The organism is Brevundimonas sp. NPDC046655 (assembly GCF_044901625.1).
Lineage (GTDB): Bacteria > Pseudomonadota > Alphaproteobacteria > Caulobacterales > Caulobacteraceae > Brevundimonas.
Window position 1 is genome coordinate 288,151 of sequence record NZ_JBJDPV010000004.1, and the last position, 22,696, is coordinate 310,846.

Consider the following 22,696-nt stretch of genomic DNA (forward strand, 5'->3'; position numbering starts at 1 on the left):
ACTCATGAGGCCCCCTCATCAGCCTCATTGGCGTCTCTGAGACGCCTGCGCCTCTGTCTCTCGCGCCGTCGTCGCTCACGAGCTTCGAACCGCTGGATCCAAAAATATCCTCTCCAGCCGAAGAGCAAGCACCAAGGCGCTCCCCAGATCACACTAATGGCGATCGTGGCTGATGTAGCTCCGAAAAGCAGCATTGGCACCAACCCCACTGAGACTATGAGGACGAGCCAGTTTCCCACACGGTAAAACTCATGATCGAACTCTCGGTCCAGCCAGCGAACGATCGGGTGATGGTGGGGTGTAGTTTTGGGCACCTAGAAACGGGACATTGAAAGTAGTCTATCGTCAAGTTCCGCAATGGGTCGTGAAGCGAAGTTCGCTTAAGGGTGGAACGCGGGCGCAGGGTTAGGCGGACTCGAATGCGTCAAAGGCCGCAGCCTCCAGGCTGCCGTCGCCCTCCGATACAGTTTTCCCATCCTCACCAATCAGCCGATAGCTCTGCTGTGTAGCGCCGAGGCTAGCGGCCCCATCGAGGGCTAACAGCATTGTGTAGAAGGCATCCGTCAGAGCTTGTTCCAGAGCGGAAACGACCTTTTCGCGCTGAGCTTCTGAAAGGGCAGCCTCGGCCAAGAGGTAGCCGACCGCCGAGCCTGAATTCGCGGTTGCGTAGCTGAGCGCAAGCGCATCGCGTGTTGCCTTCGCCCCGTTAACAAAATCCACGACCTGCATCGGTCCTCCAATGAAAACGGAACGCCGACCAACACAAAGCAGACGGCACCAACGTCAGCAACGGGTCGATAGCAGACGCTGACCTCCCCGCCTCACCCCTTCGGCGCTAGCCGCCACATCCTGAGCGGATGCCGCACCGCCCCGGCTTCCTGACCCGCCGCGTCGCCGCGGCCGATGTAGAGGTCGGCGCGGACGGGGCCGCGGATGGCCGAGCCGGTGTCGAGGGCCATGACCAGGCCGCGATAGCTGGCGCGGGCGCCGATCAGATTGCCGCCGTCAGCCTCGATCCAGACGGCCTCGCCATAGGTCCAGCGCGACGGGTCCACGGCCACGGAACGGCGCGCGGGCAGGGGGACGCCGGCGGCGCCGGTCGCCTCCTTGCCGTCGTCGGGGCTGACGGTGAAGAAGATATAGCGCGGGTTCAACGCCATGACCGCACGCGCCTCGGCGCCGCGATGGGCTGACAGCCAGCCGCGAATGGCGTCGCCCGAGGTTCCGTTGGCGGACAGCAGGCCCCGCTCGGCCATCGGCCGGGCGATGCCGACGAAGGGCTTGCCGTTGTCGGCGGCGTAGGCGGCGCGCAGGCGGGCGCCGTCCGGGAAGCTCAGGGTCCCCGAGCCCTGGATCTGCAGAAAGAAGAGGTCCTCGGCCTTCATCCAGGCCAGGGCGGTCGACTGGGCGGATCCCGCCTCGATGGCGGCGCGGTCGCCGACCTCGGACAGGTTGGCCGGGCGGCTGAGCACGGGGGCGTCGAACTCGGCGTCCGGCGCGCGGCGGGCCGGATATTCCGGCGCGAAATAGGCCGTCAGCAGGCCGGCGCGGCCGTCGTCGGTGCGGGCTTCGGTGGCGACGAAATTCGTCTCGAGGAAGGCGCGGGCGTCGCTGGGGCTGGCCCGGCGCGCGGCCAGGTCGCGGGCGCGGGCGCAGACCGCTTCGGCCGCCCCGCCCCGGGCGCGGACGCAGCCGGCGACATAGGCGTTGAAGGCGGCCAGGTGGTCTTCTTCGGCCCAGCCGGGCAGGGCGGTCAGGCTCAACCCCTCGACCGAGGCCGGTGGCGTGATCGGTCCCGGGCCAGGAGCGGGTCTCGTCGGCGGCGCGACCGGCGGGGTCGAGGCGCAAGCCGCCGCGAACAGCAGCAGGGACAGAGCGCCCAGCCGGGCCGCGCCCGACCGAGCGAACGGCAGGGCGGGCGGCGCGGCGACGACGTGCATCAGGCGTTGGCCGGCTCGACGCGGGCCAGGGCCCAGTTGGGATCGGCGGCGCCCAGGGCGCGCTCGAAGGTCCACAGTTCGGCGGTGCGGCGCTCGTCGGTCGTCGCCTCGCCCTCGGCGGGGGTCACGATGCTGCGCATCTCGGCCAGGAAGCGGACCTTGGCGACGGCGCGGTCGTCCTTGACCGTGGCCAGTTCCAGATCGGCGCGGGGCGGATGCAGGAACTCGGCCTGCTCGCGCTCGCCGCGCGCTTCACGGGCGGCGATGCCGGCCTCGAACGAGGTCATGACCGAGGGGGTCAGCAGGGGGCGCAGGGCCTCGCGGTCGCCCGAGGCGTAGCCGCGCACGATGGTCTCATAGGCCTGACGCGCGCCCTCGATGAAGCGTGCGGGGTCGAAGCCGGGGTCGCGCGCCTTCAGCCCCGCCACGGCGGCGGCTGTCGCGGCGTCCAGCCCCGGCGCGGCCGGGCTGGGCGCGGCGCCGCTCACGGGCGAGGCCTGAGGCAGGCGGGCGTCTTCCTGCGGCTGGCGCCCGACCTTCTTGCCCAGGACGTTATAGAGCATGAACAGCAGCACCGCGGCGACGATGGCGAACATGACGATCTGGAATTGGACGGGCACGGGCTTCACCTGATTGGCGCGCGCCCATCAGGGGGCGAGGGGCGCGCATCTGTTGCTGTGAGGATTAGGGGGCGATCCCGCCGGGCGCAAGGCGGGCGGCGTCCGGAACGCCGGTCTCGCCGTTGCGGCCAATAGCCTCGCCGTGGTAGTCGCGGGGCCCTTCACCCCGGGCCCGGAGCGGTCCGGCGTCCCACGATTTCAGACTGACGGCTTACCTTCATGACCGACGCCACCGCCCCCGCCGACACCGCCGCCAACGGCCAGACCGAGCCGATGGAAGGTCAGGGCCAGCCCGCCGGTCCCGGCTTCCGCATCCTGGCGCAATACGTCCGCGACCTGTCCTTCGAAAACCCGCGCGCGCCCGACAGCCTGCGCATCGAGGGCAAGCCCGCCATCGACATGGGCGTGGAAATGAACGCCGCCGGTCGCCCGGACGGCCTGTTCGAGCTGGACCTCAAGCTGTCGGTCAAGGCCACGGGCGAGGACAAGGCTCCGGTGTTTCACGTGGAACTCGTCTACGGCGGCCTGTTCGCCCTGAGCGGCGTCTCGCCCCAGGATATCGAACCCATGCTGCTGATCGAGTGCCCGCGCTACCTCTTCCCCTTCGCGCGCCAGGTCATCGCCCAGGCCACCTCGGACGGCGGCTTCTACCCGCCCTTCATGGTCGACCCGATCGACTTCGCCGCCATCTATGTCGCCCGCCAGCAGCAGATCGCCAGCGGCCCGGCCGACGCCGGCCAGGCATGATAACTTTAAGGCCGCTAACGCGAGGCGCGCGGCGCCTCGCTGCTTGAGCGGAAGATTTGGGGGCGTCCTGAGGGGCGTCCCCTTTTCTATGCGGAAAGGGGACTGTGATGCTGAAAGTCATCGCCGAGGACTTCATCAAGCCCGAGCACGTCGAGGCGGTCATGCCGCTGTATCGCGAACTGGTGCGGCTGACGCGCGCGGAACCGCTCTGCGTCGCCTATGATCTGTTTACGGATCGGCGCCAGCCCGGCCACTTCGTCTTCATCGAGGAATGGCCCGATCAGGCGGCGCTGGACGCCCACTGCGCCAGCGAGCATTTCCGCCGCCTTGTGCCGCAGATCGACGCCTTCCAGGAAAAACCCGGGACCTATATCCTGATGGACCCGGCGGTTTAGGCCGCCGCCTCGTCCCTGGCTTCGACCTCGACGGTCACGCCGTAACCGGCCCACAGGCTGTGGTCCTTCAGCGTCGACTTCAGGAAGGCCAGATGCGCCGCCTGCTCAGCCTCGGTTGAGCGGAAGGGCAGGGGGTTGGGCCTTGCGCCGTGACTGACCGAGGCGGCCGCCGCCATCGCCTGCGGGCTGCGGGCTGTGGTCAGGTCCAGCGCCCGCTCCTTGCCGCCGCGCAGCTCCAGATAGACCTCGGCCAACAGGCGGGAGTCGATCAGGGCGCCGTGCAGGGTGCGGTCGACCAACGAGATCTTGAACCGCTTGCACAGGGCGTCCAGCGAGTTGGGCATGCCCGGAAACCGCTTCTGCGCCAACTGAAGCGTGTCGATCCAGCGTTCCTGGGCCGGCGGCTTCTGACCGATGCGGCTGTATTCAAAATCGATGAAGTTGCGGTCGAAGTTGGCGTTGTGCGCGATCAGGGGCGCGTCGCCGATGAACTCCAGCAGATCAGCCGCGATCTCGTGGAATTTCGGCGCGTCCTTGACGTGTTCGTCGGTGATGCCGTGAACCCGGATGGCGTCCGGCGGGATCAGGCGCTCGGGATTGACCAGACGGTGGAAGGTGCGCCCCGTCGGCAGCAGGTCGTGGATCTCGATGCAGCCGACCTCGATCAGACGATCGCCCGTCTTGGGATCGAAGCCGGTGGTTTCGGTGTCGAGAACGATTTCGCGGGCCATGACCCCTTAATGAGGCAAGCCGCATCGCAACGGAAGGGCGGCCTCAGCCTCGGCGCGGAGGCGTCCACGCGGGATCAAGAACTGTCCCCACGATTTGAGCCACCTGTTCGCGGGCCGCGTCCAGACCTCGACCGGTATCGACCAGGAAGTCGGCGCGGCGGCGTTTCTCGGCGTCTGGCGTCTGGCGAGACAGGATGGCTTCGAAACGCTCGCGGGTCATGCCGGGGCGGGCCAGGACGCGCGCCGCCTGAACTTCAGGATCGGCGGTGACCACGACCACGGCGTCGACAAAGGCCTCGCCGCCGGTCTCGAACAGCAGGGGAATGTCGAGCACGGCCAGCCGCACCCCTTCGGCCCGCGCCGCCCCCAGATCCTGAGCCCGGTCCTGGGCCACAAGGGGATGAACAATGGCCTCCAGACGTTTGAAGGCGGTCTCGTCACGACCCAGCGCCTCGGCCAGACGGGCGCGGTCCACGGCGCCGTCGACAACCACGCCGGGGAAGGCCTGACCCAGAGGCTCGACCGCCGCCCCGCCGCGCGCATAAAGGCGATGGACGGCGGCGTCGGCGTCCCACAGCAGGGCGCCTTCATCGGCGAACATCCGCCCCGTGGTGGACTTGCCCATGCCGATCGAGCCGGTCAGGCCGAGGATGATCACGCCGCCTCTCCCAGATGGGCCAGCAGCAAGGCGCGCAGATCCATCGGCGGCGGCGGACGGCGGAACAGGGCGGTGAACGAGGGCGCCGCCTGACCGATCAACATGGCCAGACCGTCCACCGTGGTCAGACCGCGCGCTCGCGCCGCCGCCAGGAAGTCGGTGACGACGGGCTTGTAGGTCATGTCCATGACCACGGTGCCTGACTTTAACGCCGACAGGTCGATGCTCGGCTGAACGCTGAGGGCGTTGATGACCAGATCGGCGGTGGCCAGAGCGGTCTCGTCGGCCACGCTCACCGAGACCCCAAGATCGACGGCCAGAGCCTCGGCCCGGTCGCGCGAACGGTTGAGGATGCGGATGGTGGCGCCGGCCTCGATCAGGGCGCCTGCTCCGGCGCGGGCGGCGCCCCCGGCGCCCAGCATGACCACGACGGCGTCTTTCAGGTTCAGCTCCGGCGCCTGCTCGGCCAGGGCGTAAAGGACGCCGACGCCGTCCGAGCTGTCGGCGCGAACATGGCCATTGTCGAACACGAGGATGTTGGCCGAGCCGGTCGCCTTGGCGGCGTCGCTGACCTCGTCGGCGAGGGCGAAGGCCTGTTCCTTGAAGGGGGCGGTGACATTCAGGCCCTGCACCAGACCGGCGCGCCCGGCGGCGACCAGGACGTCGAACCCGGCGGCGTCTTTCGGCGCGAACGGCACATAGGCGCCGTCGATATCGCCGGCCTCCAGCCAGGCGTTGTGGATCACCGGGCTGAGCGAATGGGTCACCGGCTGGCCGGCGATGCCCGCCAGCATGGCGGCGCCGGTGATGCGGTTCGAGCGGGAAGCGGAAAGGCTCACGAGACGATCACTCCGGCGCGTCGCAGTTCGGCCAGAACCGGCCATAGCGGCAGGCCCAGGACGGTGAAATAGTCGCCCTCGACCGCCTCGAACAGCTGCGAGCCGAGGCCTTCCAGCCGGTAGGAGCCGACACAGGCCAGCAGGGCCTCGCCCTCTGCCGCCAGATAGGCGTCGAGGAAGGCGTCGGAAAAGTCGCGCATCCTCATCTCGACCGTGTCCACGCCCGACCAGACCACCTGACCGTTGCGGGCCAGGGCCGCGCCGGAATGCAGTTGGTGGGTGCGCCCGCGCATGGCGATCAGGCGCTCGCGCGCCGCCGCCAGCGTCGGCGCCTTGGAGATCAGTCCGCCGTCGAAGGCCAGGGTCTGATCGGCGCCCAGAACCCAGGCGTCGGCGTCGTGGCGCGACACGGCCAGGGCCTTGGTCCGGGCCAGTTCGACCGCCAGGGCGACCGGATCGACACCCGGCGTCTTCAGCGCCTCCTCGTCCACATCGGCCACCTGAACCGTGAAGGGCACGCCCGCATCGGTCAGGACCGCGCGTCGCGCCGCGCTCTTGGAGGCCAGGATCAGCCGTTCGCCGTCGTTGTTCACCAGGCAGTCCCCACGCGACGCGTCCGCCGCTCGCTCAGAAGGTTGATGATGGCCGCGGCGGTCTCCTCGACCGAGCGGCGGGTCACGTCGATGGTCGGCCAGCCGCGTCGCTCGAAGGCGCGCCGCGCCTTGACGGTTTCCTCGCGCACGGCGTCGTGGTCGACATAGTCGGAGGCGTGGTGGGCGTTCAGCCCCTCCAGTCGGTTGCGGCGGATCTGAACCAGTCGATCCGGCGACACGGTCAGGCCGATGACCAGGGGATTCTTCAAATTCGTTAGTCGCTCGCCGTCTTCCTGACCCGGAACCAGAGGCACATTGGCGGCGCGGATGCCGCGATTGGCCAGATAGATACAGGTCGGGGTCTTGGACGTCCGGCTGACGCCGCACAGAACCACGTCAGCGTGCTCCAGCTGTTCCAGCGTGCCCTGGCCGTCGTCGTGGGCGATAGCGAAATCCAGGGCGCCGATGCGGTTGAAATAGCCGTGGTCCAGGGCGTGCTGGGCCCCGACGCGGGTCGAGATGTTCGTTCCCAGATAGCCCGACAGGGCGCCGACCAAAGGATCCAGGGCCCCGATCTGCGGCGTCTGCAGGCGACGACAGCCTTCTTCCAGCTGTTCGCGCAGTTCGCGGTCGACCAGGGTGTGCAGCACCACGCCGGGCGCCCCGGCGACTTCCTCCAGCACCCGCTCCATCTGCTTGGACGAGCGAACCAGGGCGTAGATGTGTTCGATGGGAATGACGCCGTCGAACCGGGCGATCACGGCCTTGGCCATGGCGTTCAGGGTCTCGCCGGTGGAATCCGAGACCAGGTGAACGTGGAAATAGGTGGCGAGGCGCGGCGACGGGCGGGCGGGGCTCATGGCTCTGATCGTCTCCTCATCCTTCGGGCCCGGATCGCGTCGGACTCTGTCCCCGAAGCCTGTGCAAAAGCCGGGGCGCCGTTCGACATCGCCTGGGCGCCGACAGGGCGCCGATTGGGCGCCGAATCCTCTAGCAAGCTCCAACGCCGGTCGCGAGCGGGGATCGCGGGCGCCGATCGCGAAACGGCGCCTGGAGTCGTTCATACAGGCGCCGAATTTCTATCCTCACCAGGGGATAAGGCGCCTTGTCCAAATTTGGCGCCCGGCGCCTTTCCCACAACGGCGCCCAGAAGGGACTCCCGTCATACCGGGCCTGAAGCGGGTTATCCCCGCTATGAACACCCCATCGGGCCCTCCCCGGGATTCATTCTTTCGAAAACGGGGAGAAACCTGTCGATCGAAGGGGAATCCGAATTCTATCCCCGCAGTTCAGCGCCCTGCTTCCATCCTCCAATTTTCTATCAATTCTTATTCTTGAATAGGGATTGAGGCTTGGGGGTGTGCATCCTAAAGCCCAGAGCATGAGCACTCCTCTTCTGATCCAGGCTCTCCAGGGCCAGACTACGACCCGACCGCCCGTGTGGTTCATGCGTCAGGCCGGGCGCTACCTGCCGGAGTACCGCGAGCTGCGAGCCAGGGCGCCGGACTTCATCGCCTTCTGCATGAACCCGGAGATGGCGGCCGAGGCGACGCTTCAGCCCATGCGCCGGTTCGGTTTCGACGCCGCCATCGTCTTCGCTGACATCCTGTTGATCCCCGGCGCTCTGGGACAGAAGGTTTGGTTCGAAACCGGCGAAGGTCCGCGCCTGGGCGCCCTGCCGTCGGTGGAACAGATGCGGGAGCTGGCCTCCGGGGCGGGGGAGGCCCTGAAGTCGGTGGGCCAGACCCTTAGCCTGGTGCGCGCTGAACTGGACCCGTCAAAGGCCCTGATCGGGTTCGCCGGGGCGCCCTGGACCGTGGCCACCTATATGCTGGACGGCGAAGCCCGCAGCATCGGCAAGGGCGAACGGGCTCAGGCTCGGACCTACGCCTATGCCGAACCCGAAAAGGTCGAGGCGCTTCTGGAGGTTCTGGTCGAAGCCACCGCCCACTATCTGAAGATGCAGCAGGACTCCGGCGCCCAGGTGCTGAAGATCTTCGAGAGCTGGGCCGAGGGCCTGCCCGACGATCTGTTCGAAAGTCTGGTCCTGAAGCCTCACCAGGCGCTCGTGGCCCGCGCCCGGGCCCTGGGGGTCACCGTGCCGCTCATTGGCTTCCCAAGAGGCTCTGCGGCGCTTGCGGAGCGTTATGCGAGCAGTTGCGACGTTCAGGCCGTGGCGCTGGACACCGCCTGTCCTCTGGAAGTCGGCAAACGGGTTCAGGCCATCAAGCCGATCCAGGGCGCGCTCGATCCCCTCTTGCTGCGCGCGGGCGGTTCCTTGCTGGATCGCCGCGTCGATCAGCTGATGGAGGCCTGGGGCCAGGGTCCTTGGATCTTCAACCTGGGTCACGGCATCCTGCCGGACGTGCCGATCGCCCATGTCGAGCAGGTCCTGCGTCGGATCGGAGCCCAGTGAACATGACCGCCGAGACCCGTCGTCCGAACCGGCGCGTGGCCGTCGTCCTGACCAATCTCGGCGGTCCGGACGGGCCTGACGCGGTCAAACCCTTCCTGTTCAACCTGTTCAACGACCCGGCCATCATCGGTTTGCCGGGCGTCGTCCGCACGCCTCTGGCCCGGCTGATCTCGTCGCGACGCGAGAAGTCGGCCCAGGCCAACTACGCCCGGATGGGCGGCGGCTCGCCTCTGCTGCCCGAGACGCTGAAACAGGCGGCGGCCCTGTCTGAGGCCCTGACCGACGCGGCGCCGGGCGACGAGACCGAGGTCTTCATCGCCATGCGTTACTGGCACCCCTTCACGGAGGATACAGCCAAGGCGGTGGCGGAGTTCCAGCCCGACCATGTCGTCCTGCTGCCCCTCTATCCGCAGTTCTCGACCACCACGACGGCCTCGTCGCTGAAGGCCTGGCGCGAGGCCTACAAGGGGCCGGGCGAGGTCCACGCCGTCTGCTGCTATCCCGACGCCGAGGGCCTGATCGAGGCCCAGGTCCGCCTGATCCGCGAGACCATGGACAAGGCCCAAGGCCGGCCGGTCCGCGTGCTGTTCTCGGCCCACGGCATCCCGGAAAAGCTGGTCGCGGCCGGCGATCCCTATCAGGCCCAGGTCGAGGCCACCGTGGCCGCCGTCGTCGCCCGCATGGGTCTGACCGACTGGGCCATCTGCTATCAGAGCCGGGTCGGGCCGCTGAAATGGCTGGGGCCGTCGACGCCAGAGGCGGTCGAACAGGCGGGCCGGGACGCGGTCGGGGCCGTGGTCGTGCCCATCGCCTTCGTGTCTGAGCATATCGAGACCCTGGTCGAACTGGATCACGAGTACGCCGAACTGGCCGAACAGGTCGGTTGCGCCCCCTATCTGCGCGCGCCCGCCGTGGGGGTGGAGCCCGCCTTCATCGCCGCCCTGGCCCAGGCCGTCGAGGCGGCGCTGGAAACCTCGGGCACAGCGCCGCAGGGCGCGTCCAGGGGTGGACCATGCGCCCACTTGAAAGCCTGCCCAGGCGGTTGTTCAAAGGCGGCCTGACCGGTCGAGGGGGAGCCTCATGGACTATTACAACCTCGCGCGCGGGCTTCACATCCTGGCGGTGATCGCCTGGATGGCCGGGATGCTCTTCCTGCCGCGCCTGTTCGCCTATGACGCCGAGCAGAACGCCAGGCCCGAGCCGCTGCGGGGCGAGATGCAGGCCTTGCTGCGCACCTGGCAGACGCGCCTGCTGCGCATCATCATCAACCCGGCCATGATCCTGGCCTTCATCTTCGGCGGCTGGCTCTTGTGGCTGCGCAGCGGGGAGGGCGCGGACTGGTCCTTTGCCCACCAGCCCTGGATGGTGACCAAGCTGACGGGGGTCGTCCTGCTGGCGGCCTGGCACGGCTTCCTCGCCGGTCAGAGGAAGAAGATCGCCGCCGGGACCTCGAAATATTCGGGTCGTTTCTGGCGCATGACCAACGAGATTCCCTTTGTTCTGGCCATCATCATGGTTCTGTCCGTGACCTTGGAGTGGACGTTTTAGAGCGCTAGCGTTCGCGACGCGGTCGCTTGCTGTTTGAGCGCGAGTTCTTTTGAAAGGGCTGTGCTTGACGCGGTCGGCCCTTTCGTGGTTCCGCTCATGGTGAACCGTTCGGCGTGATCCCATTGCGATCCGCAGGGCGGTCCCTCTCTTCTTGCGACGCCTGCCGGTTTGTTCCTGCGGGACCCCGTCGCCCTCCCTCTGGCCGCAAGGCCGCGACATCGACAGACGAACCGCCCTCGACGCCTCTCGCGTCCGAGCGCGTGAGCGAGCACGCCATGACCGACACGCCCGAAAACAACGACCAGGCTCCGGAAGTCGTTGAAACTGTTGCGGAACGTCCGCGCAAGACGCTGACCCTGGGCGGCTCGAAGGCCGCTGCAGAGCCCGCGCCGGAACCCGAAGTCGAGATCGAAGCGGTCGCGGAAATCGTCAACGACGACACCGGCGTCGACACCACGGCCGACGACGAGGACGAGGACGGCGAGCCGATTGTCCCCAACGGCCGCATCACCCTGCAGGAACTGAATGAGAAGACGCCGGAAGACCTGGTCGCCTTCGCCGAGGGCCTGGACATCGAGAACGCCGGCAACCTGCGCAAGCAGGACCTGTTGTTCGCCATCCTGAAGACCCTGGCCGACGAAGAGGTCGAGATCATCGCCTCAGGCGTGCTGGAGATCCTGCCGGACGGCTTCGGCTTCCTGCGCAGCCCCGACGCCAACTACCTGCCGGGTCCGGACGACGTCTATGTCTCGCCGTCGCAGATCCGCCGCTTCGGTCTGCGCTCGGGCGATACGGTCCACGGCGCCGTGCGCGGCCCGCGTGAGGGCGAGCGCTACTTCGCCCTGCTCAAGGTCGATACGATCAACTTCGAAGATCCGGAGATGGTTAAGACCAAGGTCCTGTTCGACAACCTGACGCCGCTCTATCCCGAAGAGCGCCTGCACATGGAAATCCAGGACCCGACGCTGAAGGACCGTTCGGGCCGGGTCATCGACATCGTCGCCCCGCTCGGCAAGGGCCAGCGTTGCCTGATCGTCGCCCCGCCGCGCGTCGGCAAGACGGTCATGCTGCAGAACATCGCCAAGTCGATCGAGAAGAACCATCCGGAGGTCTTCCTGATCGTCCTGCTGATCGACGAACGGCCCGAAGAAGTCACCGACATGCAGCGCACGGTGAAGGGCGAGGTCGTCGCCTCGACCTTCGACGAGCCGGCCACCCGCCACGTCGCCGTGGCCGAAATGGTCATTGAGAAGGCCAAGCGTCTGGTCGAGCACAAGAAGGATGTCGTCATCCTGCTGGACTCCATCACCCGCCTGGGCCGCGCCTACAACGCCACCGTCCCGTCGTCGGGCAAGGTCCTGACCGGCGGCGTCGACGCCAACGCCCTGCAACGGCCCAAGCGCTTCTTCGGCGCCGCGCGCAACGTGGAGCAGGGCGGCTCGCTGACCATCATCGCCACGGCCCTGATCGACACCGGCAGCCGCATGGACGAAGTCATCTTCGAAGAGTTCAAGGGCACGGGCAACTCGGAAATCGTCCTGGACCGCAAGGTGGCGGATAAGCGCATCTTCCCGGCCATCGACGTGCTCAAGTCCGGCACCCGCAAGGAAGACCTCATCACGCCGAAGGATCAGCTGGCCAAGACCTATGTCCTGCGCCGCATCCTCAACCCCATGGGCCCGCAGGACGCGATCGAGTTCCTGCTCGACAAGCTGCGCCAGTCCAAGAACAACGGCGACTTCTTCCAGTCCATGAACACTTAAATTCCGGCCTTACCGCCGCCCGCACGGCGGGCGGCTGCTTGAGGGCATGTTTCACGTGAAACACGCGAGGGCGTCATGAAGCTGAACATCGAGATCGACTGCACCCCGGCCGAGGCCCGCGCCTTCCTCGGTCTGCCGGACGTGACGCCGCTCAACGACCATCTGGTCGCCGAGATGCAGAAGCGGATGGACGCCAACATGGCGGCCATGCAGCCCGACGAACTGATGAAGACTTGGACCAGTTTCGGGGTTCAGGCCCAGGACCAGTTCCGTCGTCTGATGGAAGCCGCTGTCACGGGCGCGCCCAAGGGCTGACGACTTGAGTTCCAACACCGACACCATCTTCGCCCTGGCCACTCCGCCGGGGCGGGGCGCCATCGCCATCCTGCGCCTGTCCGGGCCGGGCGTGGACGGGGCCCTGACCGCGCTCGGGGCAGGGGGGCTGACCCCGCGTCTGGCGTCGCTGCGGACGCTTCGCCACGACGGCGAGATGGTGGATCAGGCCCTGGTCCTGCGCTTCCCCGGCCCCAATTCCTACACCGGCGAGGACTCGGCCGAACTGCATCTGCACGGCGGTCGGGCTGTGATCGAGGCCGCCAGTCGCGCCCTGATCGCCCTGGACGTTCGCCCCGCCGAACCGGGCGAGTTCACCCGTCGCGCCTTCCAGAACGGCCGCATGGACCTGGCCCAGGCCGAGGCCGTGGCCGATCTGATCGACGCGGAGACGACCGCCCAGAAGTCACAGGCCCTGGGCCAACTGGACGGCGCCCTCAGCGCCGCCTACGCCGGTTTCCGCCGCGACCTGCTGAAGGCCCTGTCCCTGGTCGAGACGGAGATCGACTTCCCCGACGAGGAGGTGCCCGACAATCTGGCGCGCACCGCCGGCCCGGTTCTGGACCAGCTGGCCGCCGATCTGCGCGCCGCCCTGGTCGATTCCGATCGCGGCCGGCGGGTGCGCGAGGGCTATCGCATCGTCCTGATCGGCGAGACCAATGCCGGCAAGTCGTCGCTGTTCAACGCCCTGACGGCGCGCGAGGCGGCGATCGTCACCCCCATCGCCGGCACCACCCGCGACGTCCTCGACGCCGAACTGATGATCGGCGGCTACGCCGTCACCCTGTCCGACACCGCCGGTCTGCGCGACAGCGACGACCTGGTCGAGGCCGAGGGCATCCGCCGGGCGCGGCTGCGGGCGCAAGAAGCGGACCTGAGGCTCTGGGTTCGGGCGCCGGGCGTGGGGCAGGATGGGGGGCAGGGGGATGATCCCGCCGCCGCGTTTGCGCGGGCCGACGACCTGCAGATTCTCAACAAGGCCGACCTCGCCGCTGCCGCGCCCGACGACCGCCTCGAAGCCCTGACCGTCAGCACCACAACCGGGCAGGGGCTGTCCGAACTACACGACTGGATCGCCGCTCGGCTCGCTCGCGACCTGTCGGGCGCCGACTTCCCGGCGGTGACGCGCGAGCGCCATCGGCGCCGTCTGGTCGAGGCCCTGGCGGCGGTCGAGGCCGGGCGCCGCGCGCTCGACCTGGCGCCGGAAATGGCGGGCGACGACCTGCGCCGGGCGGCGGACGCTCTGGCCCGCGTCACCGGCGCCATCGGGGTCGAGGACATCCTGGGCGAGGTCTTCTCGACCTTCTGCATCGGTAAGTAGCCGCAGAACTTCGGTGTTTCACGTGAAACATCGGTGTCGGGGCTGTGGCGATATCGGGCTGGATGGACTATGTCCTCGGCCATGACTTCCTCCCCCTCCAACACCTTCGACGTCATTGTCATCGGCGGCGGTCATGCCGGCTGTGAAGCCGCAGCCGCTTCCGCGCGCGCCGGCGCCCGCACCCTGTTGTTGACCCAGAAGCTGGAGACCATCGGCGAGATGAGCTGCAACCCAGCCATCGGCGGCCTGGGCAAGGGCCATCTGGTGCGCGAGATTGACGCCCTCGACGGCGTCATGGGCCTTCTGGCCGACGTCTCGGGCATCCAGTTCCGCCTGCTGAACCGCTCCAAGGGCGCCGCCGTGCGTGGCCCGCGCAGCCAGATCGACCGTCGTCTGTATCGTGAGGCCATGCAGGCCGAACTGGCTCAGACGCCGAACCTGACCCTGATGGCGGGCACGGCCGAGGCTCTGATCCTGAACAGCGACCGCGTGGTCGGCGTGACGACGGGCGAGGGGATTGAGCTGCGCGCCGGGGCCGTGGTTCTGACGACCGGCACCTTCCTCAACGGCGTCATCCATCGTGGCGAGGAACGCATCGCCGCCGGTCGTTTCGGCGAGGCGCCTTCGACGGGTCTGGCCGCCGACCTCTATGGCTCGGGCCTGATGATGGGCCGCCTGAAGACCGGCACGCCCGCGCGTCTGGACGGCCGGACCATCGCCTGGGACCGTCTGGAGATGCAGGCGGCGGACGACGAGCCCGTGCCTTTCAGCTTCATGACCGACAAGATCGAGGTGCCGCAGATCGCCTGTGGCGTCACCCATACGACCGAAGACACCCACCGCATCATCGCCGAAAATCTGGGCGAAAGCGCCGTTTATGGCGGCAGGCTGTCGGGGCGCGGCCCGCGTTACTGCCCCTCGATCGAGGACAAGGTGGTCCGCTTCGCCGACAAGACCAGCCACCAGGTCTTCCTGGAGCCCGAGGGTCTGGACGACCCGACCGTGTATCCCAACGGCATTTCGACCTCGGTGTCCGACGCCACTCAGATGGCCTTCCTGCGGACCATGCCCGGCCTGGAAGCCGTCGAGGTCTTCCGCTTTGGCTACGCCATCGAATACGACTATGTCGATCCGCGCGAACTGACCCCGGCGCTGGAGGTCAAGAAACGGCCCGGTCTCTATCTCGCCGGTCAGATCAACGGGACGACCGGCTATGAGGAGGCGGGGGCGCAAGGCCTGATCGCGGGCCTCAACGCCGCCCGCGCCGCCGCCGGGTCGGACCCCATCATCCTGGGCCGCGACCAGGCCTATATCGGCGTCATGATCGACGACCTGGTGACGCGCGGCGTGACCGAGCCCTATCGCATGTTCACCAGCCGGGCCGAGTACCGCCTGACGCTTCGCGCCGACAACGCTGATCAGCGGCTGACGCCGATCGGCATTGCGGCCGGGATCGTCGGCGCAGATCGCGCGAAAGTATGGCTGGACAAGGCCGAGCAGTTGGACCGGGCGAACCGTGTTTCACGTGAAACCCGGTTCACGCCCAAGGAGGCGGGCGCCCTGGGCATCACCGTCAACGCCGACGGCCAGCGCCGTTCGATCCGCGACCTGCTGTCCTTCCCGAATGTGACCCTGAATCAGTTCGTCGCCGTGCGACCCGAGATCGCCGACTGGTCGCCCGCCGTGCGCGAACAGGTCGAGATTGACGCCGTCTATGCCGGCTATCTGGATCGCCAGGCGTCCGAGGCCGAGGCCCTGCGCCGGGAGGAGGGCCTGTCCTTGCCCGAGGGCCTCGACTACGCCGCTATCGGCGGCCTGTCGAACGAGGTCCGCGAGAAGCTGAGTCTGGTTCAGCCGCGCACCCTGGGGCAGGCGGGCCGCATCGAGGGCATGACGCCGGGCGCCCTGACGGCTCTGCTGGCCCATGTGAAGAAGGCGACGTCGCTCGCCGCAGAAGTCGAGACCATTGTCGCGTGAGCCTGGATCCCGTCGCCGCCTTCCGCGCCCACACTGGCGCCAGTGAAACCCAGATCGCCGATCTGACCGTCTTCCTCGGCATGCTGACCGAGGCCAATGAAGTGATGAACCTCGTCGGTCCGGACACCATCCCCGACTTCTGGAACCGCCACGCCTGGGACAGCGCCCAGTTGCTGAGCCTGGCGCCCGAGGCGAAGACCTGGGCCGATCTGGGGGCCGGCGCCGGCTTCCCGGGCGTGGTCCTGGCCATCCTGTTGAAGGGGCGACCGGGCGCCCATGTCTGGCTGATCGACAGCCTGGGAAAGCGTTGCCGCTTCCTGCAGACTATTGTCGACGCCCTCGACTTGCCGGCGACGGTGATCAACGGCCGGGCCGAGGAGCAGAGGGTCGAGGTCGAGATTGTCACCGCCCGAGCCGTGGCGGCGATGGAGAAATTGCTGGGTTATGCACAACCCTACTTCCAACGCGGTGCACAAGGCCTGTTTCTGAAGGGCGAGAAGGCGGAAGTCGAGTTGAAAGAGGCGGCCAAGCTCTGGCATTTTGAGAGTGACCTTTCCGTCTCGCGCAGCGACCCGCGCGGCCGTATCGTTTCTGTCCGGAGTCTGCGCCGTGCCCGTTGATCACCAGAAACAGACCCGCGTCCTGGCCGTCTCGAACCAGAAGGGCGGGGTGGGCAAGACCACGACCGCCATCAACCTGGGCACCGCCCTAGCCGCCATCGGCGAAAAGGTGCTGATCGTCGACATGGACCCCCAGGGCAATGCCTCGACGGGTTTGGGTGTTCCACGTGAAACACGCCGAGCGACCATCTATGACGTCATCGTCGACGGCCGACCCATCGACCTGTCGGCGGTGGAGACCTCGGTTCCGGGCCTGTTCATCGTTCCCGCCGACGCCGACATGTCGGGCGTCGAGATCGAGCTGAGCCAGGCGGATCGCCGTTCCTATCGCCTGCGCGACGCCCTGGCGGCCCAGGGCGGAAACGGTCATTCCCGGTATGACTATGTCCTGATCGACTGCCCGCCGTCGCTGAACCTGCTGACGCTGAACGCCATGGCCGCCGCCGACGCGGTGCTGGTGCCGCTGCAGTGCGAGTTCTTCGCCCTGGAGGGCCTGACCCAGCTGATGCGGACCATCGACATGGTCAAGCAGAGCCTCAATCCGGCGCTGGAGATCCAGGGTCTGGTCCTGACCATGTACGACCGCCGCAACGCCCTGTCGGGCCAGGTGGCGGCCGATGTGCGCGCCCACTTCGGCGACAAGGTCTATGACAGCGTCATTCCCCGCAACGTGCGGGTGTCCGAGGCGCCGTCCTTCGGCAAGCCGGTGCTGATCTATGATCTGAAATGCACCGGCAGCCAGGCCTATCTGAAGCTGGCGCGGGAACTTGTGGCCCGTGAACGCCAGCGTCGTCAGGCGCTCGCCGCCTGATCGGCGGCTTTATCGATTAAGTAGAACGGGATCAGCATCTTGTCCGAACGTCAACGTGGTCTGGGGCGCGGCCTGTCGGCCCTTCTGGGAGAAAACGTCGCCGAGAGCGCGCCGGTGGACGGCGGCGTTCAGCCGACGGGCGTGCGCGCCGTGCCGATCGAGAGCCTCAAGCCCAATCCCGACCAGCCGCGCAAGCATTTCAGCGCCGAGAACCTGGAGGAACTGACCGCCTCGATCCGTGACAAGGGGGTGCTGCAGCCCATCCTGGTCCGCCCCCAGCCGGGCGAGGACGGCATGTGGCAGATCATCGCCGGCGAGCGTCGCTGGCGCGCGGCCCAGGCGGCCCGCCTCAAGGCCGTGCCGATCATCGAACGGGCCATGGACGACGTGGAGGTGATGGAGGTCGCCATCATCGAGAACGTCCAGCGCGCCGATCTGAACCCGGTCGAAGAGGCCCTGGCCTACGGCTCGCTGATGTCGCGTTTCGGCCGCACCCAGGACGCCCTGGCCGGCGTGGTCGGCAAGAGCCGCAGCCATGTGGCCAACACCATTCGCCTGCTGCAACTGCCCGACAGTGTGCTGGACCATGTGATGGAGAACCGGCTTTCGGCCGGTCACGCCCGCGCCCTGATCACCGCCCCCAACCCCGAGGCCCTGGCTGAGCAGGTCCTGGCCAAGGGTCTGAACGTGCGTCAGACCGAGGCCCTGGCCCGCCGCTCCGCCGAGGGCCCCAAGCCGTCGAAGGTCAAGCCGGCCCTGAGCGGGGAGGGCGCCGCCGACGTCGCCGCCCTGGAGCAGGATCTGGCCGACGCCCTGGGCTTGAAGGTCCTGCTGAGCGACAAGGGCGGCAAGGGCGAGATCACCATCAAATACGGCACGCTCGAACAACTTGACGACCTGTGCCGCCGCCTGATGCGAGGCTGACGGGCCTTTTGGGTCAGGTCGTGCTAGGGTGCGGCCATGACTGAACCGACCGACAAGACCAGCGCCACCGAAGCCCTGAAACGCGCCCTCGCGGCCAAGAAGGCCGGGACCCAGGCGGGACCGGCCGGAACCAAGGGCGGGGCGCGCGGGGCGGAAAAGGTGATGCAGCGTCAGGCTGCGGCGGCGAACAAGCCCGCCTTCCGCAAGGCGTCGAAGCGGGGCTGATTTAGAAGGCCTAGCCTAGTGACGGCTCCCTTCTTCCCTTGGGGGAGAAGAAAACAGGCGTTTGATTAAAGCCCGATGCGCCGTGCGCGGGCGGCGATTTCCAGCAGCAGGCGCTCCGCGATCAGGGCCTCGGGCATCCCCGTGGTCTTGGTGGCGACGTCGGCGGTGTTGACGCTGTCCTGCACCTCGTCGAGCAGTTCCAGGCGCCAGCTGCGGGCCTGGCGCAGGATCTCGGCCTCCTGTTTCCAGAAGACGCCGGCGGCCTTGGCGGCCTCCTTGGGACCGGCGCCCGAGGCCAGAAGGACGTTGATGCGGCGCAGCTTGCCCAGATGGATGGCGGCCATGCGCACGGCCATGACGGCGCTTTCGCCCTCGGCCAGGGCGCGGCGCAGGCCGGATTGCGCCGGGGCGGGGCGGCCGCCGAAGGCCTGAAGCGCGGCGTCGGACAGGGAGGCGTCGGGCTCGACGCCCAGATGCTCTTCCAGTTCGGGCGTGTCGATGGTGCGGCCCGAACCGGGGCCGATGTAGAGGACCAGCCGTTCGATCTCCTGACGCATCAGGCCGCGTTCGCGCGGCAGGCGGGCGACGAAGCGCTCCAGGGCGTCGGCGGTCAGGCCCACCTTGTCCGCGCCCAGGGCCTCGCGCGTCATGCGGGCCACGTCGCCGACCTCGTCCTCGTAGCAGGCGATGCCGACGGCGCCGGCGGCCTTCTCGGCGGCCTTGCGCAGGGCGGATTCACGTCCCAGCGCCCCGGCCTCGACGACCAGCATGGCGTCGGGATTATAGCCGCCCTCGGCGTGGATCGTCAGGGCGGCGGCGATGGCCTTGTCGACGCTGGCCTTGCCGTCCGACAGGCGGATGCGCACCAGGCGGCGTCCGCCGATCATGGAGAGGGCGGTCAGGGCCTCTTCCAGCTTGACCGCGTCGCCGTCGATGTCGGCTTCGGTCAGGAAGGTGACGTTGAACGGGTCGTTCAGGTCGGGCGTGATGGCCTTGCACAGGGTCAGGGCGCGTTCGGACACGCCCGAGCGATCCTTGCCGTGGATGACGGCGGCGCGGATGTGGCTGTCCGGCGCCTTCAGGAAGCGGTCGACCTCGGGCCGCTTGGCCAGGATCACGCGGCCACTCCCTCGGCCAGGCCCTTCAGAACAGGCCTCACTGGCCTGCCAGGGCGCGCATCATGTCCAGCCGGATCAGGCGCGCCAGATCGGCGGCGGCCCGGTCCTCGCCGTCCTGCTGGGCGGCGATGGCGGCGTAGGGCTGGTCGGCGGCCGCGTAGGTGGTGGTCGTGGTCTGCGAGCCTTTGATCGGGGCGCCGCCGCTGACCGGGGTCAGGGTCCAGTCGGCCTTGACCGTCAGCTCATAGCGGCTGGCGGTGTCGTCGATGCGCCGGCCCAGGGGGCGACGTTCCTGCTGGACCTCGGTCGTCAGACGATAGAGGGGCTGGGCCGAGCCGTCGCGGCCGAAGGCGTCCTCCAGCTGCTCGCGCAGCCGGTAGCCCAGGCGGTTGTCGGGCGTGGTCACGGCGATGCGCGACAGGCCCGCGCCCACGCCCATCTCGCCATACATGGGCGTGAAGCCGCAGCCTGACAGCAGGGCGGCGCCGGCGACGGCGATCAGGGCGAGGGCGCGACGCATCAGCCGGCCACCAGATTGACGATACGGTCGGGCACCACGATCACCTTGCGGACGCTGAGGTTGTTGGCGGCAAGGTAGGCCTGAACCGTCGGATTGGCGAGAGCGGCGGCCTCGGCCGTCGCATTGTCCGACCCGCGCGGCAGGACGACCTCGCCGCGGCGCTTGCCGCCGATCTGGACGGGCAGGGTGACCTCGTCGTCGGCGGCCAGGGCCGCGTCAAACACGGGCCAGGGGGCGTCCAGAACCATGCCCTCTTCGCCCAGGCGCGCCCAGGCTTCTTCGGCCAGGTGAGGCGTGAACGGGGCGATCAGACGGGCAAGCGTGCTGAGCGCGGTCTTCTTCGCCTCGGCTCCGGCCTTGTCGTGCTGACGGATGGTCGCCAGGAAGGCGTAGAGCTTGGCGATGGCCGAGTTGAAGCGGAAGCCTTCAACGCCCTCGCTGACGGCCTTGATGGCCTTGTGCGTCTCGCGGATCAGGCTGGAGTCGACATCGGCGTTGGCGGGGGCTGCGGCGTCAAAGCCGTCGAACTCGGTCCAGACGCGCTGGACGAAGCGGCTGGCGCCCTCGACGCCGCCGGCCGACCACTGCACGTCGCGCTCGGGCGGGCTGTCGGACAGGACGAACAGACGTCCGGCGTCGACGCCATAGGCCTCGATGATGTCCTGGGGCGCGACCACGTTCTTCTTGGACTTGGACATCTTCTCGATGTCGCCGATGGTCAGGGCGGCGCCGTTGGACAGGCGGGTGGCCACGCGCTGGCCGTTCACGGTCTCGATGCGGACGTCCGAGGGCTCGACCCAACGCGGCTTGCCGCTGGCTTCATGGCCTTCGTAGTAGGTCTCGTGGACCACCATGCCCTGGGTGAACAGGCCGGCGAAGGGCTCCTTGACGTCCATCAGGCCCGCGTCCGACAGGGCGCGGGTGATGAAACGGGCGTAGAGCAGGTGCAGGACCGCGTGCTCGATGCCGCCGATATACTGATCGACCGGCAGCCACTTGGTCGCGGCGGCCTTGTTGATCGGGGCGTCGGCCTTGGGATCGGCGAAACGGGCGAAGTACCAGCTGGAATCGACGAAGGTGTCGAGGGTGTCGGTCTCGCGACGGGCTTCGCCGCCGCAGGTGGGGCAGGCGACGTGCTTCCAGGTCGGGTGACGGTCCAGCGGGTTGCCGGGCACGTCGAAGGTCACGTCCTTGGGCAGTTCGACCGGCAGTTGGTCGGCCGGAACCGCGACCGGGCCGCAGGTCTCGCAGTGGATGATGGGGATGGGGCAACCCCAGTAGCGCTGGCGGCTGACGCCCCAGTCGCGCAGGCGATAGATGGTCTTGGCCTCGCCCTGACCTGCGGCCTCGACGCGGGCGATGGCCTCGGCCTTGGCGGTCTCGATGTCCAGGCCGTTCAGGAAGTCCGAATGGAAGATGGAGCCGGGGCCGGTGTAGGCCTCGTCGCCCACGGCGAAGTCGTCGCCGGCGCCTTCGGGACGAACGACCGGGATCACCGGCAGGTCGTACTTGCGGGCGAAGTCGAGGTCGCGCTGGTCGTGGGCCGGGCAGGCGAAGACGGCGCCCGTGCCGTATTCCGACAGGATGAAGTTGGCGATCCAGACCGGGATCTCGGCGCCGGTGAAGGGGTGGAGGACCTTCAGGCCGGTGTCCCAGCCGATCTTTTCGGCCTGTTCGATCTCGGCCTGCGAGGCGCCGCCCTTGCGGCACTCGGCGACGAAGGCGGCGACCTCGGGATCAGCCTCGGCCAGCTGTTTCGAGATCGGATGATCGGGGGCTAGGCCGACGAAGCTGGCGCCGAACAGGGTGTCGGGGCGCGTGGTGTAGACCTCGACCGCCTCATGGCCGGCAGGCGCGGCGCCGGGCGCAAAGGCCCACTTCATCTGCAGACCCTTGGACCGGCCGATCCAGTTTTCCTGCATCAGGCGGACCTTGTCGGGCCAGCGGCCTTCCAGTTCGGACAGGCCGTCGATCAGATCGTCCGCATGCTGAGTAATGCGCAGGAACCATTGGTTCAGCTTGCGCTTCTCGACCAGCGCGCCCGAGCGCCAGCCGCGGCCGTCGATGACCTGTTCGTTGGCCAGGACCGTGTTGTCGACGGGATCCCAGTTGACCACCCCGTCCTTGCGATAGACCAGGCCGCGTTTGTAGAGCTCCTGGAACCAGGCCTGCTGCTTGCCGTAATAGGCCGGGTCGCAGGTGGCGAACTCGCGGCTCCAGTCCAGGGACAGGCCCAGCAGCTTCAGCTGGTCGCGCATGGCGGCGATGTTGGACCAGGTCCAGTCGCCGGGGTGGACGCCGCGCTCCATGGCCGCATTCTCGGCCGGCATCCCGAAGGCGTCCCAGCCCATCGGATGCAGGACGTCGAAGCCCTGCGCCCGCTTGTGACGCGCCACCACGTCGCCCATCACATAATTGCGGGCGTGGCCCATGTGGATGTTGCCCGACGGATAGGGGAACATCTCGAGCACGTAGTACTTCGGACGGCCGGTGTCGTCGTTGGACACGGAGAAGGCGTCAGCGGCCGCCCAGCGGGCCTGCTGGCGGGGTTCGGCGGTCTTGGGCTCGTAACGAGTGGCCACGGCGTATCCTGAGGT

24 protein-coding genes are annotated in these 22,696 nt (G+C 68.1%); 13 read left to right on the forward strand and 11 right to left on the reverse strand.

The window, feature by feature from the left end:
- Positions 1-405 precede the first annotated feature (405 nt).
- The 3 genes from ACI2KI_RS13065 to timA all read right to left on the reverse strand — a co-directional run bounded on the left by ACI2KI_RS13065 (position 406) and on the right by timA (position 2,560).
- Positions 406-729, reverse strand: coding sequence for a hypothetical protein (locus ACI2KI_RS13065; protein WP_404620695.1), 324 nt, complete (start codon positions 727-729; stop codon positions 406-408).
- Positions 730-821: 92 nt separating this feature from the next.
- Entirely contained in the window at positions 822-1,940 is a 1,119-nt protein-coding gene (locus tag ACI2KI_RS13070; protein WP_404620697.1) for an MltA domain-containing protein, read from the reverse strand.
- The gene (gene timA / locus ACI2KI_RS13075) at positions 1,940-2,560 is read right to left on the reverse strand and encodes a TIM44-related membrane protein TimA (protein ID WP_404620699.1); all 621 of its coding nucleotides are present in this window, start codon (positions 2,558-2,560) and stop codon (positions 1,940-1,942) included. The genes ACI2KI_RS13070 and timA overlap by 1 nt, the downstream gene beginning before the upstream one ends.
- Positions 2,561-2,779: 219 nt before the next feature.
- On the opposite strand from timA, the gene secB reads away from it, so the two are divergent.
- Entirely contained in the window at positions 2,780-3,307 is a 528-nt protein-coding gene (secB, locus tag ACI2KI_RS13080) for a protein-export chaperone SecB (protein WP_390183200.1), read from the forward strand.
- 107 nt (positions 3,308-3,414) lie between these two features.
- Entirely contained in the window at positions 3,415-3,702 is a 288-nt protein-coding gene (locus tag ACI2KI_RS13085) for a putative quinol monooxygenase (RefSeq protein WP_404620701.1), read from the forward strand.
- On the opposite strand, the gene dnaQ is transcribed toward ACI2KI_RS13085, so the two are convergent.
- From dnaQ to ACI2KI_RS13110, 5 genes are read right to left on the reverse strand one after another with little or no spacing between them, the layout of a single operon-like run.
- A complete protein-coding gene (dnaQ, locus tag ACI2KI_RS13090; protein WP_404620703.1) occupies positions 3,699-4,433 on the reverse strand; it encodes a DNA polymerase III subunit epsilon in 735 nt (244 codons plus the stop codon). The two genes, ACI2KI_RS13085 and dnaQ, sit on opposite strands and share 4 nt — an antisense overlap.
- A 43-nt stretch (positions 4,434-4,476) precedes the next feature.
- Complete coding sequence (gene coaE, locus ACI2KI_RS13095; RefSeq protein ID WP_404620705.1) at positions 4,477-5,091, reverse strand: dephospho-CoA kinase; 615 nt, start codon at positions 5,089-5,091, stop codon at positions 4,477-4,479.
- The gene (locus ACI2KI_RS13100; RefSeq protein ID WP_404620869.1) at positions 5,088-5,885 is read right to left on the reverse strand and encodes a shikimate dehydrogenase family protein; all 798 of its coding nucleotides are present in this window, start codon (positions 5,883-5,885) and stop codon (positions 5,088-5,090) included. The genes coaE and ACI2KI_RS13100 overlap by 4 nt, the downstream gene beginning before the upstream one ends.
- 41 nt (positions 5,886-5,926) lie before the next feature.
- Positions 5,927-6,526 carry a Maf family protein gene (locus ACI2KI_RS13105; protein ID WP_404620871.1) on the reverse strand — a complete coding sequence of 200 codons (600 nt, stop codon included), beginning with the start codon at positions 6,524-6,526 and terminating at the stop codon, positions 5,927-5,929.
- On the reverse strand, positions 6,520-7,383 hold the full coding sequence (locus tag ACI2KI_RS13110) for a pyruvate, water dikinase regulatory protein (RefSeq protein ID WP_404620707.1): 864 nt from the start codon (positions 7,381-7,383) through the stop codon (positions 6,520-6,522). Before ACI2KI_RS13110 ends, ACI2KI_RS13105 begins: the two co-directional genes overlap by 7 nt.
- 521 nt (positions 7,384-7,904) lie before the next feature.
- Here ACI2KI_RS13110 and hemE point away from each other — a divergent pair.
- From hemE to ACI2KI_RS13165, 11 genes are all read left to right on the forward strand, one after another.
- The gene (gene hemE / locus ACI2KI_RS13115; RefSeq protein WP_404620709.1) at positions 7,905-8,939 is read left to right on the forward strand and encodes a uroporphyrinogen decarboxylase; all 1,035 of its coding nucleotides are present in this window, start codon (positions 7,905-7,907) and stop codon (positions 8,937-8,939) included.
- A 2-nt stretch (positions 8,940-8,941) separates the two neighbouring features.
- Entirely contained in the window at positions 8,942-10,000 is a 1,059-nt protein-coding gene (hemH, locus tag ACI2KI_RS13120; RefSeq protein WP_404620711.1) for a ferrochelatase, read from the forward strand.
- Between the two features lie 19 nt (positions 10,001-10,019).
- Positions 10,020-10,487 (forward strand): CopD family protein, encoded by a 468-nt coding sequence (locus ACI2KI_RS13125; RefSeq protein ID WP_404620713.1) that lies wholly within the window; start codon positions 10,020-10,022, stop codon positions 10,485-10,487.
- A 275-nt stretch (positions 10,488-10,762) separates the two neighbouring features.
- Positions 10,763-12,250: a transcription termination factor Rho gene (gene rho / locus ACI2KI_RS13130; protein WP_312065094.1), complete on the forward strand. Its 1,488-nt coding sequence runs from the start codon at positions 10,763-10,765 to the stop codon at positions 12,248-12,250.
- A gap of 75 nt (positions 12,251-12,325) precedes the next feature.
- The gene (locus ACI2KI_RS13135; protein WP_105564219.1) at positions 12,326-12,565 is read left to right on the forward strand and encodes a DUF6489 family protein; all 240 of its coding nucleotides are present in this window, start codon (positions 12,326-12,328) and stop codon (positions 12,563-12,565) included.
- 4 nt (positions 12,566-12,569) lie between these two features.
- On the forward strand, positions 12,570-13,904 hold the full coding sequence (gene mnmE, locus ACI2KI_RS13140; RefSeq protein ID WP_404620715.1) for a tRNA uridine-5-carboxymethylaminomethyl(34) synthesis GTPase MnmE: 1,335 nt from the start codon (positions 12,570-12,572) through the stop codon (positions 13,902-13,904).
- Positions 13,905-13,985: 81 nt separating this feature from the next.
- Positions 13,986-15,881, forward strand: a complete 1,896-nt coding sequence (gene mnmG, locus ACI2KI_RS13145; protein ID WP_404620717.1) for a tRNA uridine-5-carboxymethylaminomethyl(34) synthesis enzyme MnmG — start codon at positions 13,986-13,988, stop codon at positions 15,879-15,881.
- Entirely contained in the window at positions 15,878-16,501 is a 624-nt protein-coding gene (gene rsmG, locus ACI2KI_RS13150) for a 16S rRNA (guanine(527)-N(7))-methyltransferase RsmG (RefSeq protein ID WP_404620719.1), read from the forward strand. Before mnmG ends, rsmG begins: the two co-directional genes overlap by 4 nt.
- Positions 16,491-17,312: a ParA family protein gene (locus ACI2KI_RS13155; protein WP_292084837.1), complete on the forward strand. Its 822-nt coding sequence runs from the start codon at positions 16,491-16,493 to the stop codon at positions 17,310-17,312. The genes rsmG and ACI2KI_RS13155 overlap by 11 nt, the downstream gene beginning before the upstream one ends.
- A gap of 39 nt (positions 17,313-17,351) precedes the next feature.
- Positions 17,352-18,236: a ParB/RepB/Spo0J family partition protein gene (locus tag ACI2KI_RS13160; RefSeq protein WP_404620722.1), complete on the forward strand. Its 885-nt coding sequence runs from the start codon at positions 17,352-17,354 to the stop codon at positions 18,234-18,236.
- Between the two features lie 36 nt (positions 18,237-18,272).
- Positions 18,273-18,461 (forward strand): hypothetical protein, encoded by a 189-nt coding sequence (locus ACI2KI_RS13165; protein WP_292084835.1) that lies wholly within the window; start codon positions 18,273-18,275, stop codon positions 18,459-18,461.
- Between the two features lie 65 nt (positions 18,462-18,526).
- Here ACI2KI_RS13165 and holA read toward each other — a convergent pair whose 3' ends face one another.
- From holA to leuS, 3 genes are read right to left on the reverse strand one after another with little or no spacing between them, the layout of a single operon-like run.
- Positions 18,527-19,579, reverse strand: coding sequence for a DNA polymerase III subunit delta (gene holA, locus ACI2KI_RS13170; protein ID WP_404620724.1), 1,053 nt, complete (start codon positions 19,577-19,579; stop codon positions 18,527-18,529).
- A gap of 37 nt (positions 19,580-19,616) precedes the next feature.
- On the reverse strand, positions 19,617-20,099 hold the full coding sequence (gene lptE / locus ACI2KI_RS13175; RefSeq protein WP_404620726.1) for an LPS assembly lipoprotein LptE: 483 nt from the start codon (positions 20,097-20,099) through the stop codon (positions 19,617-19,619).
- Entirely contained in the window at positions 20,099-22,681 is a 2,583-nt protein-coding gene (gene leuS / locus ACI2KI_RS13180; protein WP_404620727.1) for a leucine--tRNA ligase, read from the reverse strand. Before leuS ends, lptE begins: the two co-directional genes overlap by 1 nt.
- Between the last annotated feature and the right edge of the window lie 15 nt (positions 22,682-22,696).